At 35.7% G+C, this 18518-nt stretch carries 13 protein-coding genes; 9 read left to right on the forward strand and 4 right to left on the reverse strand.

Going from position 1 to position 18518, the window contains the following annotated elements:
- The first annotated feature begins 90 nt into the window (after window positions 1-90).
- Window positions 91-2280, forward strand: coding sequence for an AAA family ATPase (locus tag AC4IE7_RS17815; RefSeq protein ID WP_490778214.1), 2190 nt, complete (start codon window positions 91-93; stop codon window positions 2278-2280).
- A gap of 200 nt (window positions 2281-2480) precedes the next feature.
- Here the strand turns inward: AC4IE7_RS17815 and cysC are convergent, their stop codons facing one another.
- The gene (gene cysC, locus AC4IE7_RS17820; protein ID WP_490778215.1) at window positions 2481-3089 is read right to left on the reverse strand and encodes an adenylyl-sulfate kinase; all 609 of its coding nucleotides are present in this window, start codon (window positions 3087-3089) and stop codon (window positions 2481-2483) included.
- A 53-nt stretch (window positions 3090-3142) separates the two neighbouring features.
- Window positions 3143-4591, reverse strand: coding sequence for an undecaprenyl-phosphate glucose phosphotransferase (locus AC4IE7_RS17825; RefSeq protein WP_490778216.1), 1449 nt, complete (start codon window positions 4589-4591; stop codon window positions 3143-3145).
- 1096 nt (window positions 4592-5687) lie between these two features.
- Here AC4IE7_RS17825 and AC4IE7_RS17830 point away from each other — a divergent pair.
- The 8 genes from AC4IE7_RS17830 (at window position 5688) to AC4IE7_RS17865 (ending at window position 15903) form a co-directional block, all read left to right on the forward strand.
- On the forward strand, window positions 5688-6206 hold the full coding sequence (locus AC4IE7_RS17830; protein ID WP_490778217.1) for a VPLPA-CTERM sorting domain-containing protein: 519 nt from the start codon (window positions 5688-5690) through the stop codon (window positions 6204-6206).
- 321 nt (window positions 6207-6527) lie between these two features.
- Window positions 6528-8129, forward strand: coding sequence for a GumC family protein (locus AC4IE7_RS17835; protein ID WP_490778218.1), 1602 nt, complete (start codon window positions 6528-6530; stop codon window positions 8127-8129).
- Between the two features lie 93 nt (window positions 8130-8222).
- Window positions 8223-9035: a CpsD/CapB family tyrosine-protein kinase gene (locus AC4IE7_RS17840; RefSeq protein WP_490778219.1), complete on the forward strand. Its 813-nt coding sequence runs from the start codon at window positions 8223-8225 to the stop codon at window positions 9033-9035.
- 34 nt (window positions 9036-9069) lie between these two features.
- Window positions 9070-10599, forward strand: a complete 1530-nt coding sequence (locus AC4IE7_RS17845) for a lipopolysaccharide biosynthesis protein (protein ID WP_490778220.1) — start codon at window positions 9070-9072, stop codon at window positions 10597-10599.
- Window positions 10593-11999 carry a Coenzyme F420 hydrogenase/dehydrogenase, beta subunit C-terminal domain gene (locus AC4IE7_RS17850; RefSeq protein ID WP_490778221.1) on the forward strand — a complete coding sequence of 469 codons (1407 nt, stop codon included), beginning with the start codon at window positions 10593-10595 and terminating at the stop codon, window positions 11997-11999. Before AC4IE7_RS17845 ends, AC4IE7_RS17850 begins: the two co-directional genes overlap by 7 nt.
- 49 nt (window positions 12000-12048) lie before the next feature.
- Entirely contained in the window at window positions 12049-13281 is a 1233-nt protein-coding gene (locus AC4IE7_RS17855) for a polysaccharide pyruvyl transferase family protein (protein WP_490778222.1), read from the forward strand.
- 219 nt (window positions 13282-13500) lie between these two features.
- Window positions 13501-15006 (forward strand): hypothetical protein, encoded by a 1506-nt coding sequence (locus AC4IE7_RS17860; protein WP_490778223.1) that lies wholly within the window; start codon window positions 13501-13503, stop codon window positions 15004-15006.
- A gap of 42 nt (window positions 15007-15048) precedes the next feature.
- Window positions 15049-15903 carry a glycosyltransferase family 2 protein gene (locus AC4IE7_RS17865; RefSeq protein ID WP_490778224.1) on the forward strand — a complete coding sequence of 285 codons (855 nt, stop codon included), beginning with the start codon at window positions 15049-15051 and terminating at the stop codon, window positions 15901-15903.
- A gap of 36 nt (window positions 15904-15939) precedes the next feature.
- Here the strand turns inward: AC4IE7_RS17865 and AC4IE7_RS17870 are convergent, their stop codons facing one another.
- Both AC4IE7_RS17870 and AC4IE7_RS17875 read right to left on the reverse strand, forming a co-directional pair.
- Entirely contained in the window at window positions 15940-17340 is a 1401-nt protein-coding gene (locus AC4IE7_RS17870; RefSeq protein WP_490778225.1) for a hypothetical protein, read from the reverse strand.
- Between the two features lie 77 nt (window positions 17341-17417).
- Complete coding sequence (locus AC4IE7_RS17875; RefSeq protein ID WP_490778226.1) at window positions 17418-18518, reverse strand: DUF1972 domain-containing protein; 1101 nt, start codon at window positions 18516-18518, stop codon at window positions 17418-17420.

An 18518-nucleotide genomic window follows, 5' to 3' on the forward strand; every position in this document is an offset into this window, starting at 1 on the left:
CCAGATGGTAGATAATTTCATAGAGACTATATATCTGAAGCTGTCTAATATACGATCATTGTTGGGATCTATGAATTATTTGTCGGAACCATGTTTGAATCCTATTACGAGTTAAACGAAAATCCATTTCGGTTAAGTGCCGATGAGAGCTTTCGCTTTGCTCATAAAAATTATCTAAAGGCCTGGTCATATCTAAGCTACGCTCTGGAGCAGGGTGAAGGTTTTGTCATGATCACAGGCCAACCTGGCTGCGGTAAAACCACCCTGATACGCGATATCCTGTCGCAACTTGACTCATCCAAAACCTTGGCGATTAATCTGGTGACCAATCAGCTTCAGGCTGAGGAGTTGCTTCGCAAGGTGGCGTTGGAGTATGGATTACCTGCTGAGACATATAATAAGGCCACGCTGTTAACCCATATCGAAGAATATGTCGAAAAAGAGTCTCAGAATGGCCGACGGGCAATCATAGTTATTGATGAGGCCCAGAATCTGACACTTAATGGCCTTGAAGAGCTGCGACTGCTCTCAAATCTACAGTCAGGCAGTAACCCGCTGTTTCAGGTGTTTTTGGTGGGGCAGGATGAGTTAAGGGGCGTTATTCTTGATCCAAAAATGGAGCACGTAAGACAACGCCTGATTGCCTCCTGTCAAATAGAGCCTATGTCTGTTTCTCAGACAGAGGGTTATATTGAGCACCGGCTGGGAATCGTGGGTTGGCATGGAGATCCTGAACTTGAGTCCTCCATCTTTCCGCTCATACACTACATAACAAAAGGGATTCCAAGAAAAATAAATCACGTTGCCAGCCGATTGTTGCTCTATGGTGCACTGGAAGAGAAACATAAATTTACTGAGGATGATGTGTGGATCATCGCTGAAGAGCTATTCGGCGAGGAGCGTCTCTCTCTAAAATCCGGTGAGACCTTTGAATCCTTCAAAGAGGGATATTCAATTGAAAATGAGCTAGAAGAGAGTGAGCAGGAGAGTGATCTATTAAGGGAAGAGGATCAATCAGAGGAAGTTGTAGAAGAGAGTGCTGATCAAGAAGATTTGGATAGTATTGTTCCTGAGATTGGAGGTCAAAGCTCAGAGCAATCAGATTTAAATATTGAACTGGCTGATGCTGATAACCTGGATTCAATTCAGCTGATGTCGGAGCATTCTTCAGATAGAGAGCAAACCGATAGTTATGTAGAGGAAGATACATCTCAGCTGTTTCCAGAATCAAAGACCCATTTGAGCTCGGCTGAAGTAGATGATCTTACTTCAAAGATTGTTGATGCAAACCGTTTCGTGGCTGATGAACTTGCAATAGAAGCGCGAGCTGACGTCCAGCTGAACGGTGATGATTCAGACGAGAAAGATGATACGGTAAGGCGATGGTCATCCGATGCTGAGAACAATCAGGATTTCACATTGGAAGCAGATGAGATCCTAAACACTCCTACCATGCGCGCTGAGAGACGCCGGCATGAAATAGAGGCCAGCGGAGGATTGATCGTATCAGATGACCTGGTAGAGAAAGATGAGGTGTTCTCGGGTGGCTTGGCACGCTCTATACGTAACGTTCTACTTATCGTGTTAGTGGGCTTTCCTCTTATTGGATATATTGTATTGCCACCAGAGCAGATAAACCGATTCATTGATGAATTAAATAGCACTATTCCAGCATTGTTTACACCAAAATCAGATTCTTCTCAATCTGAAGTGGCGACCCAATCATCTGAGAAAGAGGTCCTATCAGAGGCACCTGAACAGATAAACAGCGCGCCAATTGTTCAAAATCAATCTGAAGAGAAGCAAAGCGATGAACTCACTTCAACCGTAAAAGACGCCGGAGATGACTACGTTGCCACACAATCCAAATATGAGCAGGTGGTCGTCAAGGAGAAGAGGCCCCCTCCGATAGTGGAGACCGTTAGGGAGCGGAAGTTTCAAGTATTCTTTGAATTAGATAACACAGAGATACCTGAAGAGTTTAAAGAGATGCTGAATGATCTCTATATCGTATTGTCATTGAACGAGCAGGCCAGTTTGAAAATTAGTGGTTATGCAGACGCCGACCCCAATGACGATCCTCTTCAGAATATGCGCCTATCACTTGAAAGGGCGCAGACAGTGTCTAGCTACTTTATCGAACGGGGCATCGATCAGGCGAGAATACAAATAGAAGGGCACAGTCCTATTTTAGTCAGCGAGAATAGCGCTCAAGAGGCACTGGAGAAACATTTGGGTAACAAGAGAGTAGAGCTTGTTTTGCGTGATGGCTTGAATTAAGAAATCAAGTTTCAGAGTTCAAATTTCACCCATTGCTATGCTCACCTTACTCAGGGAATGGCAGAGCTTTTAATCTGTATATCTCAAGGATAATAGAAGTTCGAAACGTAGGGTGCGGCCCTGCCGCACCAAAAGGCTATGGATATCCATTGATATCCCGGCCACTCGCCTCATTTCCATCAGCATCAGTCGAAGCAAGCCTATACAACAATGTTAGGTATGATGCCTTGTTCTTCCAAAGCTGCTAAGAGCGAGTCTACACACTCATCAATTTCCCGATTTTCAGTATCGATAACTATTTCCGGTTTCTCAGGTATCTCATAGGGTGAGTTAATGCCGGTGAAATTTTTAATCTCACCTGCACGTGCCTTTTTATAGAGCCCCTTTACATCCCTCGACTCACAGGTTTCAACCGAAGCTTTTATATAGACTTCGATGAAATCATCTTCCTCAAATAGTCCGCGTACCTTCTCCCTATCCTCGCGTATAGGGGAGATGAAGGCAGTGAGTGCAATAACTCCGGCATCCACAAACAGTTTTGCCATTTCACCGATACGGCGAATATTTTCAGTACGATCTTCAATAGTGAAGCCCAGATCGTTGCATAATCCATGTCTCACGTTATCACCGTCGAAAACGTAAGTTCGACATCCTCTTTGATGCAGACGCTCTTCGAGAGCATGGGCTATTGTCGACTTGCCAGATCCGGATAGACCGGTAAGCCAGAGCAGTTTAGCTCGATGCAGGTTCATCTTTTCCCGTCGATCACGGGTCACAGTGGCTTGATGCCAGATGACATTATCATCCATGTTTTACACCTTTCATCTAATCAGAAAAATCTATTTCTATCCTGTTAATGAGATTAATATGCATTGTCACTTTTAAGTGAGAATGGTGTCCTCACCAAGATTGAGAGATCAAGCCAGAGGGACCAGTTGTTAATATATTCCAAATCGTACTTTACGCGCTTTTCCATCTGCTCAAGCTCCTTAGTCTCACCACGAAACCCTCTTATCTGAGCTAAACCAGTGATACCTGGTTTGATTCTATGACGAGCAAGATAGGCTTCAATCCTTTTTGAATATTCCAAATTGTGCTGCAATGCATGGGGTCTAGGCCCAACAAGTGACATTTGGCCGGTCAGTACATTAAACAGTTGTGGCAGTTCATCAATACTGGTTCGACGAATAAACCGACCAACACGTGTAATACGGGAATCTTGCCGGGTTGCCTGTTTCACAACACCATCCTCTTCCGGATGTACTTTCATACTGCGGAATTTCCAGATCCTGAAGTTTGTGCCATCCCAGCCAGTACGCTCCTGCCTGAAAAAAACCGGACCCGGGGATTCAGTCTTGATGAGTATCGCGGTGATCAACATAATTGGACTGACCATGATTAGAATAATCAGTGACAGTACACGATCCTCAATAGTCTTGATCAGTAGATGTGTACCGATCAAAGGGGTTTCTGAAAGAGTCAGAATGGGAATGCCGGCCAACTCTTTCACGCTATGGTTAATCAAATTTAGGGCGAAAATGTTGGGTGCCCAGTGGATATTTACATTCTCATTCAACAGGTCGAAGTAGATCTTCTGGATCATTGGTGAGCTGTCCAGAGAAACGGCTATATATATAGTCTGGATCTCATGCCGCTTAATCAGGTGCTTGATATCTTCCAAATCCCCGAGTACAGGCAGGTCGGTATCACTTGATGAGTCCTGCATGGGTTTGCAATCAGTGGTCAGTACGGCACCCACAATCTCTTCCGGCATCCAGGGATTTTGGTTGATGCGGTAGTAGATATGCTCGGCCAATGTGCCATTGCCAATGATCAAAGCCTTGGTGTTTGCTTCCTGAGAGGCCATGCGTCGTTGCAACAGGCGGAAACCAAAGTGAAGGAAAACCTGAACAAAGTAACCAGTTACAAACAGAAGCAGTACCAAAGTCCTTGAGTAGGTCTCAGTATGTTTAGTGGCAAATGCTAACAGGAGCAGAAAGGCGAAGGCACTGCTCCAGGCCTTCAGGAGTTTAAAGGCCTTTTTGGTCATGGTGCCGTGATGACGATAGATATTCATCCGGTCATAGATGACAGACATACTGCCCAGCAGAGCCAGGGCTAGAATAATATACTGGTTTGTCAATTCCCCATGCAGGGTGAACAGCAGGGCGAGTATCAGAACCAAAACAGCCAGACCATCGAGAAAGGCCTGTAATGATGTCGTCAGACTATTCCGTCGCTGTAACAGTGACCGTTCTGTTTGTTTGACATCGAGCAAATCCCTTTCCTCCTGAACTGCTGTGTCCGTCATGGTATCTCCAGCTGTGGATTATGATCCAAAGTGATGTGAGATAACAAGAGGGATTTAGTGCATAGGAGAAGAAAGCTAATATGATAAAACTCACTAATCAAACAGCGTCACAGTTCTACTCTATTACTAGTAGAAATATCACACCAAGGTTGATCTGATATCTCAAATATCTAGTAGTGTAATTCGTGGCTGATCCTGAAATTAGATCACCCAATTTAGGTATTACTAAAAATCGTAGGGTGCGGCCCTGCTGCACCAATTTAAGTCTGAAAAGCGTAGGAATTTGCGTTGTTATGTACAAAATTAGTTTTGCGAATATTCGCGATTTGCTTTGACAGCACCTCACTATGCAGAGAGAACCAATTACAAGCTTCTTGATAGTAGTCGCTTATATGAAGGTTAATATCGAAAGTTACAGCTAGTAGAGGTCTACGTTGATAATTAGAGATTTGCACTCAAAGAGTGCGAAACGGCTATATAGACCAAACGCTGTCGATTTATTTAACACCATCAAAGTGTCCCAGTTTCGCCGATATAAGAAGTAAATGACTAGAAAGTGTAATAGATTCTATTTATAACTTTACCATTCTTGATTCAAGATCAAATGTAACCGCTATCTAGGTTATTGAGTGTTTGAATATGGTGATAATTGTACATCGCTCAAATTACAAATAGATATAAAGTATTGATTAAAAATAAGAAAAACACAGTAATATAGAGAAGTTGAGTATAGTATCCAGCTATATTCTCTCCATTGCAGCAATTGTATCAAATTGGTGCGCGATCAAGATGAATCTAATTGATACCCATCTAAGTGTCGGGAATGCTTACAGTGCTTATAAGTAAGACCAATATTAACCTGCGTAACTTTTAATTAGGATTGTAGATTAATAACCATACTTTCAATAAGTTATATAAAGTCATGTCTTGCTGGGCATGATTGTTGCATTATTATTCCGTGATCACGTCAAATTTTATAACAGAGGTATGTGATCGTGACGCACTCTTAGCAGAATCAGTTTGTGTCTACCCATTAGGGATGATTACTAACGGATGCTTCGCGTTGATAAATAGGACATTTTAAAGAGGCAATTAGATGAAGTTGTATAAATGGATTTCTGTTTTAACATTTGGTCTGTTGGGCCTGATATGTTCTGGAAGTGTGTTGGCAATCAATTACAATGCAGCGCTTACACTTGGCCAAACGCATACATTCAATCACTTAGTTACAGATACCGAAGATTATTCAGGTGCTTTTACAGACAGGGGAACCTTTGAGATAGCTGATAAAGGCTCGGTCAGCTTATCGATTAGGGACAATGAGTTGACAACAAGTTTTATCGATTTGTTGAATGTGTCACAGTTTTCGGTATTTGATAATGCATCCATTGCGTTGTTCTCCACAGGCATAGGCGGGGACCTAACCAGCGCTACATTCACATTGGCGGGACTATCTGCTGGTCTTTACACATTGGAATTTTTTGGTGATGCCAATGGTGTATTTGGAGTTGCATATGATGTCACAGCCAGTTCAGTGCCGTTGCCTGCGGCAGCTTGGTTGTTTGGATCAGCTCTCATAGGCTTTGTAGCCTTTAGCGCGAGAAGGTCTGTATAAATCTACAATATCAAGAGCACTCCAAGGATGGAGATTCAAAAACATGCACTCTAAATTAAACCCCGTCGAGTGAGACTTGAGCCCTGAGTCTTTTATTAATAACGTTTCTATTATCGAAATGCGTAGCTTATCTCCTTCTTTAATATATTCCGCTCTACGGGAAAATTAAAGTGTGAAGTCCATCAAGAAAAACTTGTCGTTTTATCCAAAAGTGTTGATATAGAAGGATCTGAATTTATGCTGGTAAATATTAGAAATTTCTTCTAAAGGTGAATTGTTATGATACAATCCGCGTCTTGGTAATGTGATGTGACAGGGACAATGGAAGAAGAAGAGTTACTGGGAATTGGCGACTACCTGGCCATTCTTAAACGAAGGAAAATGCAGCTCATCGTGCCAGCTGCGATCATACTACTGTTGAGTATTGCGCTTGCAGTAGGGCTACCCTCAATCTATCGCGCAGAAGCCACCATCCTGATCGAACAGCAGGAAATCCCAACAGAGCTTGTTCGTTCCACCGTAACCTCCTATGCCGGTGAACGGATTCAGGTGATCAGTCAACGTGTAATGACGACTGAAAACTTAGGTAAGGTTATTAATGACTATGGTCTCTACAAGGACAAGCGGGACAATACAAGCATGACATTGCTGGCTAAAGAGCTCAATGATGACATTGAGCTTGAGATGGTCAGTGCGGATGTAGTAGATCCTCGCAGCGGTCGTCCCACAACAGCCACAATTGCTTTCAAGTTGGCATTTAGCAACAAGGATCCACGCATTGCCCAGAAAGTAACAAATGAGCTGGTCTCACTTTATCTTGATGCAAACATGAAACGACGCACTCAGTCAGCTCTTGAGACATCGACTTTTCTTGGGGCTGAGGCTGATAAGCTCAACAAACAGATAGCTGAGCTGGAATCACAACTGGCGACATTTAAAGAGAAACATGTCAGCAATCTACCAGAGCTTCAACAGCTTAATATTCAGCTCATGGAGAGAAATGAGCGGGAGTTATCTGATACAAACCAGCAGATCCGCAACCTCGAAGAGCGGAGGATCTACCTGCAGTCTGAATTAGCACAGATGAATCCTTCCAGTGATCTGTATAACTCCAGTGGCAATAGGGTGATGGGAACAGAAGATCGACTTAAGGCCTTACAGACGGAGTACATTGGCCTTTCGACACGTTACACAGACAAGCATCCGACACTAGTTAAAATGAAGGGTGAGATCGATGCGTTGAAAAAGGAGCTTGGTGTTACTTCCAGTTCTGAGAGTGAAATTACCCGATCGGATAACCCTGCATATCTACAACTACAGACACAGTTACAGGCTGCTGAGAGTGAACTGGTATCTCTCAAAGAGATGAGGAGTGAGACGAAGTCGAAGATAAAAGATTTTGAAAATCGTTTAATGCAGAGTCCTCAGGTAGAACGTGAATACCGAAACCTAACCCGTGATTATGAAAATGCCTTAACGAAATACCGAGAAATTAAAGCTAAGCAGTTAGAGGCTGAGTTGTCAGAGTCACTTGAGCGTGAGCGTAAAGGTGAGCGTTTCTCTCTCATAGAGCCCCCCCAGACTCCTGAAAAACCAAATAAACCTAATCGAATATTAATTGTTATTATAGGGGTTGTGTTTGGCATTTTTGGTGGTGTGGGAAATGTGGCTATACGAGAAAGTCTAGATGATGCGATACATGGAAAAAGTGGAATTGAGTTAATCACTAAAGTACAACCTTTGGCAGTGATTCCATATATACGTAGTAATAAAGATCTGTCGGTAAATAAATATAAAAAATATTCATTAATTACAATTAGTACAGCTGTGTTTTGCTTGTGTATTATTTCAGTCCACTTTTTCTTTATGCCAATAGATGTGATTTTGGCTGTAGTTTTGAGAAAAATTGGAATAGATGGATAAGTATGGTGTGCAAAGTGTGGTATAAATTTTACATGTAATAGTAAAATTTATGGTTTTGTGTTTACTTTATAATAGAGATTCCTGTTTACTAGTATGGAAAAGATAAAAAAAGCATTAGAAATGGCGAGTGTTACAAGAAGTGAAACACCTGTGTTTTCCAGTACGCGCAATAAAGAAAAAACAAATCATGATGATGTTATTACAGAAATACAATACGAGCATACAAGAAAGATTGATGTACATATAGACTATCTTCGAAATAATCGTATTTTAACAGGAGATGATAATGACCTTGTCTCTGATGCCTATAAAGTACTACGTACACAAGTATTGCAACGCATGCGTAATAATAAATGGAACTCATTAGCTGTTTCTAGTCCAACTGGGGGAGATGGTAAGACAATAACTGCAATTAATCTTGCTATTAGCTTATCTAAAGAGGTTAACCAAACTGTATTATTGGTCGATTTTGATTTAAGGCAACCAAAAATTGCTCGATACTTTTCATCACAAGAATTACCAGGTATTAGCGACTATCTTGATGGTAGTATGGAAATATCAGAGATATTGTTCAATCCAGGTATTGAAAGATTAGTTGTACTACCAGGAAATAAATCATATACCAATTCATCAGAGATGCTTTCATCACCAAGAATGTTAAATCTTGTTAATGAATTAAAGAGTTATTATAAAAGCAGGATAGTTATTTTTGATTTACCACCAGTATTAGCATGTGATGATTTATTGGCATTCTCACCATATATTGACTCAACAATACTAGTCGTTGAAGATGGGAAAACTAAAAAAGAAGAAATGAAGAGAGCTTATCAATTAATGGACAAAGAGAAATTTATAGGTACAGTTTTGAATAAGTCTCATGAGGATGTATCTGTCTATTCATATTGACTTGTAATCTTAGAGTAAACTCTGAAAGACTATTATGTCAGCGTACTCAGTATCAAGAGTTCGTCGTAGTCTTACCTATTTTGTAATTGGTAAAAGCCTAGGAATTGTCTTTGGAATTGGTCTTCTTCTTACTCTTGTCCGTGCTCTTGATGTAGATGCTTATCGATTCTATATAATAAGTCAAGCACTGCTTATTATAATCAATCAAATATCATCATTTGGGTTTGAACCTACTGTACAAAGATTCTTACCAGAATTATTAAGTCGTAATGAAGGGATTACTCTCTATAAGATAACTATTAAACTTTTCTTATGGAGATTTGTTTCATTTATTATTATATCTCTATTGATATATCCTTTTGCTGACTATTTTACCACAGCGGTTAATTTGGCTGGGATGTCACCTCAGTTGAGAATGTTTTTAATTGTTGTTATTTTTGAATTATTTTCTAGATTTCTAGATATTATTTTTGATTCATTTTTAATGCAGGGCGTAACTCAGATATCAATGTTGTTACGTGCTGGTTTAAGACTGATACCTGTTATTTATCTAACATATGGAAGTGGAAATGACTCAATTTCATTGAATACATGGATTATGATCGATATTGTGGCCTCTATAACTGGATCTATATGGGGTGCAACAAAATTATGGGAATTTCTTCGAAAAAACTCAAAATCATATCCAGGAAAGAATGCTGGCATAGAGTATAAACGATACTTTAATTATGCAATGCCTATATATATTGCTGGAAGCATAATGCTGGTGTCAGGTCAGGACGTTATTAAATTGATAGCAGCTCGCCTTCTTCCAGCTATACAATTTGCATCTTTTGGTTTTGCACTAACAATAATTTCAATGTTTAACAGATATTTACCAATGAATCTTCTAGTAGGTATGATTCGGCCGTTATTTGTAGAAGCAAGACAGCGGACAGACTATAAAGAACGACTACCTATGATGGCTACATTAGTCTTTAAACTGAATATTTTTGCACTCCTTCCAATAATCGTATTTATAACTGCATTAAGCAATGAAGTAACAATATTATTGACTGCTGGCCGTTACCCAGAGGCTGGGAATTACATGATTGCATTAATGCCTGTTTTAGTCGTTCAAACAATGAGATCAGTTATAAGTTTAACTGCTTTAGCTTTAGAAAATGCGCGTGCTCCTTTAAAAGCAACTTTGTTAAGTCTTATTGGTCTTATTGTTGGTATAATTTTAAGTTTTACATTTGGTGCATATGGATTTTGTTTTGGTTTGGTCATCAGTGGTGTGATCTATAATTATTGGGTGTTAAATGAACTGAGAGTTTACAATCTTGAATTTAACTTTGATTGGTTTAGTTATATAAAGATGACTATATCGGCCTTATTGACAGGATGTATGTTATTAATAGTAAGAGAAGTGATAGATGTTAGTACTCCTGTTAGTATTATTTTACTCGCAATACTAACTGTCTTACTTTATTTAATACTTACTTATATATATAAGCCGTTTTCAGATAACGAAAGAGACATTTTAAATAAAATACTCAAAAGAAGAATATTTGTATGGTAATGGTTGTTAAGAGACTAATCGAAGAAACAGGTGTTAAATCTGTTATAGAACACGGATATTGTGTTGGTTGTGGTGCTTGTGCAGGTATAAAGAATTCAAAATATAAAATGGAAGTAACATCAATAGGGACTATAGAGGCTAATACTAGGGAATATAATATTAATGAGGAACTTAAAGCTGCTCGTGTCTGTCCTTTTAGCGATTTTTCAATGAATGAAGATCAGGTTTCAGCTGAGTTGTTTAAAGATAATAGAGTTCATAAGCAACTTGGTAGATATCTCGAAACATATGCCGGCCATGTTATAGACAAAGAGTTTCGTAAAAATGGTAGTTCTGGTGGTATGGGTTCGTGGTTATTAGATAAATTATTGACTGACGGCCATGTCGACTATGTTGTTAATGTAGGTAAATTAGATAAAAGCACTAATGGATTGATGTACGGATACAAAGTATGTAGTTCTAGTGATGAATTATCACGTAATTCAAAATCTAAGTATTATCCAATAACTTTAGATAATGTAATTAAGCAAATTCGTGAGACACCTGGGCGTTATGCAATAACTGGGGTACCATGTTTTATTAAAGCAATTCGACAGTTATCTAGGGAAGATTCTGAATTTGGTAAATCTATTATTTACTGTGTTGGGCTTATTTGCGGTCACTTGAAGAGTTGTGGGTTTGCAGAATTTCTTGGCTGGCAAATGGGCATAAATCCTGAAAATCTAACATATTTTGACTTCCGTATTAAGAATAAAAACCACAATGCAAATCAATATAATGTTTTAGCATCAGGTAAAATAAAAGGTGAATTTGTAGAACGTACAGAGTCTATGAATAATTTATTTGGTAAAGACTGGGGGATGGGTTTATTTAAATTAAAAGCATGTGATTACTGTGATGATGTTGTAGCTGAGACAGCAGACGTAACAATCGGAGATGCATGGCTACCGCAGTATATAAAAGATAGTAACGGAACTAATATTGTAATTATTCGTAATAAAAATATCATAAAAATTATTAATCAAGGTATAAATACTGGAACAATAAAATTAGATAAGATTAGTCCTGATGAAGTTGTAAAGTCGCAAGGTTCTGGTTATAAACATCGAAGGCAAGGTTTAGCATATAGGCTATGGTTTGCTGATTCAAAAGAAAAATGGAGACCTATAAAACGAATAGAAGCTCAAAACTATAAGTATAAAATTAGATTTAAAAAAAGACACAGACTGAGAATTAAACTTGCAGAATTAAGCCATAATTTACTATTAGAAGCAAAAAAAGAAAATGATATAAATATTGTTTTTAACAAAATCGTGCCTCTTTCAGAAGAGTATTTAAAGACATCAAGGCCACTTTTTATAAGAACATTAAGAAAGTTAAAGAATGCTATTGTCAAATAAGATTGTTATTTAATGTATATAGTTACTCGAAAAAAATAAGGAATATTGTGTGAAAATTTATCTTGCAGGACAAACAAATTTTGGCAATCGTGGTTGTGAAGCGCTAGTTAGAAGTAGTGTCTACCTTATCAAGAAAGAGTTTCCAAAAGCTAATATACTATGTCCGTTAGATAATATTATTCATGATAAGAAACAATGGCCAGAAGCAGAGCAGTTTAATGTGGAATTCATTACAAGCCCGAAGTTTTCTATATTGTTTAAATGGTGGTCCCGCATAAACAGGATTATACCTATTGAAAAACTTGGTATTCCAAAATTTTATATGGACGAAAAAACTGTTTCATACCTTAAAGAATCAAATGTTCTAATAATGACTGGTGGAGATAATTTAACATTAGATTACGGTGTAATGGCATTATTCCAGTGGTGTTCAATAGCAGAGCAATCGATTGAACTTGGTAAGCCTGCGATATTATGGGCCGCTTCTGTTGGTCCTTTTAACAAAAATCCAGATATTGAAAAAAGTATGGTTAAACACTTAAACAAGTATTCAGCAATTACTGTGAGAGAGTCGGTATCATATAATTATTTAAAATCAATTGGTGTAGTTAATGTTGACCTAGTAGCGGATCCCGCATTTTGTCTATTCAAAGAAAAATATTCTTTAAAAGAAGAATTTAATGATAAAAATAATGAAAAACTAGGGTTTAATGTTAGTCCATTAATTAGAAAATTTCGTAAAGATAAAAATCATGCTAGTGAATTAGAGGATGAAATTATAAAATTTATAAATGAAATAATTAAAAATACGAAATTAAATATATTACTGATTTCACATGTCGATTATAACGATATTAAACAACATAATTCAGATTGGCAGTACTTAAAGAATATATATAACAATATTCACAATAAACAAGGACGAGTTACTCTCGTGCCACCATCGATAAATGCATCTCAAGTAAAATACATAATTGGTGAATGTAATTATTTTATAGGCGCACGAACTCATTCAACAATTGCCGCTTTATCTCAATCTATTCCTACAATATCTATTGCATATAGTATTAAGGCAATTGGTATTAACAAAGATCTTTTTGGCCATGAAAAATACGTATTAAACACTATAGATGTGAATGCAGAAAGTTTGTATTTATCCTTAGAAAAAATTATAGAAGATGAAATTATTATAAAAAGTACATTAAATAAGAAATTACCACAATGGAAAAGTCTAGCAAGTAACTCAGTTATGACTTTGAAAAAATGCTTAGATGACAAATAATTATTATTATATATTAACTACTTCGAATATTAGAGAAATAGTTGTATTGAATGTGTGTACTAAATATTAATGACAATAAGAATAAATAGATAAGATATTATATTTATGTGATTTATATATTTATTTTATATCAAATACAATTGTAATATTTACATGCTTGTAGAGTTATGATGATAAGCTAAACATATGAAATATTCGATAATTACAATAACATACATAATGCTAATCCCAAGTGTATTACAGGCAGGTTTAAATTTACCTGAATTAACAGATCATCAATGTTTTGATAATATAAAAATTAATAAATCATCACAATATAAGATAATTGTAAAAGATAAGTTTATTAATAACCTTAAGCCATCATTTTTTAGTTTTAATATTGAATGGGTAGGGTTTCAATATAGCCATTGGGACTCGAAAAATAAGATAGTAAACGCTGATGTTATTGATTTTTTAAATAATGATTTTAAAGGTGCTATATACAGATATCCAGGTGGAACGGTATCGAATCATTTTAATTGGAAATTTAGTACAGGTAAGGTAGGTAATAGGACAAAACAAAAAGCAGTAAATTGGAGTGATCCATTGACTACTGAATTTGGTTTTAATGAATATTTAAAATTTCTAGATTCTGTTAATGGTATACCATGGCTAGTAACAAACTTACATGGTGGTTTTTCTACTGAATATGATATAGAACAATTAGCAGATTTAGCATTTGACTGGGTAAAAGAGACAAATAACTTAAACGTAAAAATATTGAGATGGGAGCTCGGTAATGAATTAGATAGAGGAAAGTATAAATGGACATTTTCAAAGTATTCACAACGAGCAAATATAATAAAGAAATCAATTAAACGCTCAAAACCAACAGCAAAATATGTCTTATTTCTAAGAGATTTTGACGTTGAAGGTGAAAAAAGCTCATATTCATATAATCGAAATCTTATTAAAAAAGACAATGATGCATTATCAGAGTTTGCCTTACATCAATACTATGATCAACCTAATGGAGGACCATCAGTTAAAAATAGATTGCAGTATTTATGTTCATGTGTAGAGGAAGTAGAAAAACAAAAGAGAGATTCACCATCTATATGGGTTACTGAGCATGCGAGAGCACCAGTTAAAATTACAAAAAAAGGATGGAAAGACGATTATAAAAAAACATATGATTTACAAAGTGCTTTGAGTGTGGCAGATTATTTGACTGGTCTTTCCAAGATATCAGGAGTAAAAGGTGCATTCATACATAGCTTGTCATCTAGCAACGGGCCATGGTCGTTATTTCACGTTAACAATAAAAAAGTAAAACCAAGTCTTGTATATTGGTCTATTAAACTCCTTCGTAATGATTTCATGCCAAATGTACTAGAGACAGATATAGAGTCTTTAAACAACTCTTCTTATTTAGGTGGTTATGATTTTCGAGCATCTGTATTCACGAACAGAGATTATAAAAAATATAAAATATGGATGGTTAACAGATCGTCATCAAAAATAGAAGTTCGACTAAAAATACCTAAATTAGCTTCAAAAAAAGTAAAAGCTAAAATTACATCTCTTTATAGTGAAAGACTAACTGATAATAATAAGTCCTCTTATAGAGAAATAAAGCCAAAACAAGAATATATAATATTAGAGTTTGATAAGTATGGTGAAACTGTAACATATAATAATAAATACGCTGTAACAACTATTCTTATTGAAGATGAATTCTATTAATACATTTTAGATATATACAATTAACTTAAGTAGATCATATTAATGATAAATTTAGAAAATATTTGTGTTAGTGTTGTTATACCAACACACAATCGACCATCCTTAGCAAGAAGGGCTGTAGCATGTGTATTAGCACAAACACATAAAAACATAGAGATTATAGTAGTTGATGATTGTTCAGAAACGGATTTGAATGTACATAATATTGTCACTTCATTTAATGATAATCGTATACAATATATACGACATAGTACAAGTAGAGGGCCGTCTGCTACAAGAAATACAGGTATAGAATTAGCAAAAGGAGAATATATAGCGTTTTTAGATGATGATGATATATGGATGGAATCTAAACTGGAAAAACAACTACATTATATTAAAAAATATCCAGCTGCATTGTGTGGATTCTTTACACAATATAATTCATTTAAAAAAAGAAATTGTCCAGAATTACAAATAAATGAAATAAAAAAAGATAGAAATATAGCTATAAATAGTGGATTAATTGTGGAGTCAGTATTTGCAAAAAAAGTAAAATATGATGATAACTTACGAGTTGGTGAAGATATTGATTTTTTATTTAGATTAATAAGTTATGGATTAAAAATACAGTATTTTAGTCAAATATTATATTTTGTAAATGTTGGTGATCATGAAAGAATAACAACTGAAAATAGTAATGATCAATCTGCATCAGAAGAGAGATTGAAATTTATTTACAAAAATCAACATATATATGGTAAATTTTGGTTTAATTATAATATTGCATCTATTCTTTTAAGAGACTTTAAGAGAAACAAAAACAAAACAAAAAGTTTAATACAGACAATTAAAAGATGTGGTGTGTCTGCAACAACGTATACGATCTATACAAGAATATTAAAAGGACTAACATAATACAATTTCAATTAGATGGTAATCGTAAATAGATTATTAAAATGTGCGAATTTTTGCATTTGATATTCGTTTAGAAGATAATGTACTTACTGCAAATGCAAATAAAATCATAGTAAATGCATTTAATCCTGGATTTGTAAAAAAATAGCTATCATAAATATTGGTTAGAGCAAGAATTATAATTCCACATTCTACACCCCATAGTATGGATCTATTGTAATCATCATCAGATAATAATCTTCTAGTTTTCCTAACAAGTGTCCACGCTGTAATAAATATAATAAAGAAAATAAAAGTTCCTAAGATACCAATATCCCATAAAAGACTAGACAATCCAGTTCGATCTAACTTTAATCCATAGTAGGGTCCATTTTTACTTGTTAAATTACCTGGAAAGATGCCTCCGTATTTTGATGCACCTAAGCCATACCCAACAAGAAGTTGTAAATAGTTGCCTTTATTTGTCTGTTCTTCAAACCAAAATTTAATGGAACCAAGCCTACTTTTGCTGGCATCTTGACCTTTACCAATATAAAAGCCACTGGTACTACCTGCCATACGATCAGTATATTCACTTATAGATTTTGAATCATTACCTGTATAACTGTGTTGTAAAAATAAAAAATAAATTGTAAAAATAGTAACTACCAATGAAATCCCGATTAGGGTAACTTGTAAAGTACGTGTAGGATGAGATTTAAATCCACTTAATAATATATATATAAGTACTATAGGCATCAAAACAAAAAAAACTTTTGTCTCATTTAAGGATATAGGTATTAATGACATTGCCAATACTATTAACAAATGAAACAACTTTATATGCTTACTGATATATGTGGTAAGTGCAATTGATATAATTACTGTTAAAAATATTGTTTGAGCTCCACTAGATCCTCCGCCATCCGGCGTGCCACCAAAAGTCCCAACAACTGAATCGCCACCTGCAATACGATTTGCCCAGTCAACAATAAAAGCAGCTTGATAAATAGATACAACAGCTTGAATAACTATAAATATTATTATTAGTCTAATAATTTTAGATCTTGAGTTAACAGGCATAAAACCAAGTGCTGCTAATGGAACGAAGCCCCAATATTGTATAATATTTTTACCAAACGCTATAACTTGCAAAGGATTATTCGCATTGGAAATAGTTGGTATAATTAGAAAGAAGATAAATGCGATGAAGGAAATAGAAATACTGTCAAGAGACTTATGGCTTTTACTTAAAAAATGTGTTGCTGCAATCAATAATAGACTTATACCAGAGAAACCAACACCATAACTTATATAATTATACTGTGGCAAAAAATATCCTATTGATCCAACAACAATAACTGCTGCTATAAGAATCCATCTTATACCTATATCAGGTCTGATAATAGAAGTTAAGCTAAGAAGTAATGCTGTGCTGATTGAAATAAATGAATTCATAATAAAGAATTTAATGATCTACTAAGATAAAATAAATATCAGCATAGTAAGCTTAATATTAAATTATTAGATCAATATCATAAATATTGAGAAAGTAGTGATTCATACTTGCTTAGAATGACGTCCCAAGTGAATAATTCTAAATGTTGCTTCTGACTAGATTTACTGAGTAATTCAAGCTTCGCACTATCTCTCAATAACTCAGTTAATAGTGAATCGCACTCTTCAATAGTACTAAAATATTTACTACTTCCACCTGCAACCCAATTGTTAAACTTGTTATCATGAGCAAGAATAGGGTTCATTGCACCTAATGATTCTACTAGAGAAGGATTGGTACCTCCAACTTGATGGCCATGTATATAAACTAAAGAATAGAAGCGAAGGGCTTGTACAATAGATTTATCATATATAGCTCCAGGAAAAATAACTTCATCGCTCGCAGAATCTTTAACTTTACTACAGTATTCTAAATCTCCAGTATTATAGTTCCCCAAAACAACAAGTTTTTTATCGCGTTTCTCACGAGAAAATGCAGTGACTATCTCAAGTATAGAATTTTCAGGTTCAGGTCTTGCAATAACAATTAAATATTCTTTTGGATTTAGACCTAGTGATCTAATCTTTGATACATCTGCAGAATTAATAGAATCAGCGCCATAAGGTATCATAGAAATCTTATTTCGACTGACGCGTGTACTTAAATGATTTAATATTTCAGGATGATCTGCAATTAAGTGGTTACCTAAATAACATCCAAAACGTTCATTTATATATAACCAACTTCGCTCTAAAAGTGACCATTTAGGTCTTTTCCACTCAATGCCATCCATATTAATAATATTTATTTTATTTTTAAAACGATACCATAGAGAAAATATTGCTGTGTTATATCCAAGTGTGAGCAGTAGTGAATTACTATTAGCTGCATGTAGTGTCGATTTTAAATCAAATATAATAGTCCCTAATGCGCCTTTATTCATTACAGGAATATTTACACGCTTTATACCTAACCAATTATCATTAAAAATTTTACCTTTTCCTTGCTTTTGGCAGTATACAGTAACCTCCCATCCTTTATTAACAAGATATTTTGATAGATATTCTGCAAAAGTTTCAAAGCCACCATGACTTGCAGGTATCCCACGAGTTCCAAGTATACTTATTGATTTTTTCAT

This window comes from Candidatus Thiodiazotropha sp. AKAK3, assembly GCF_058244645.1.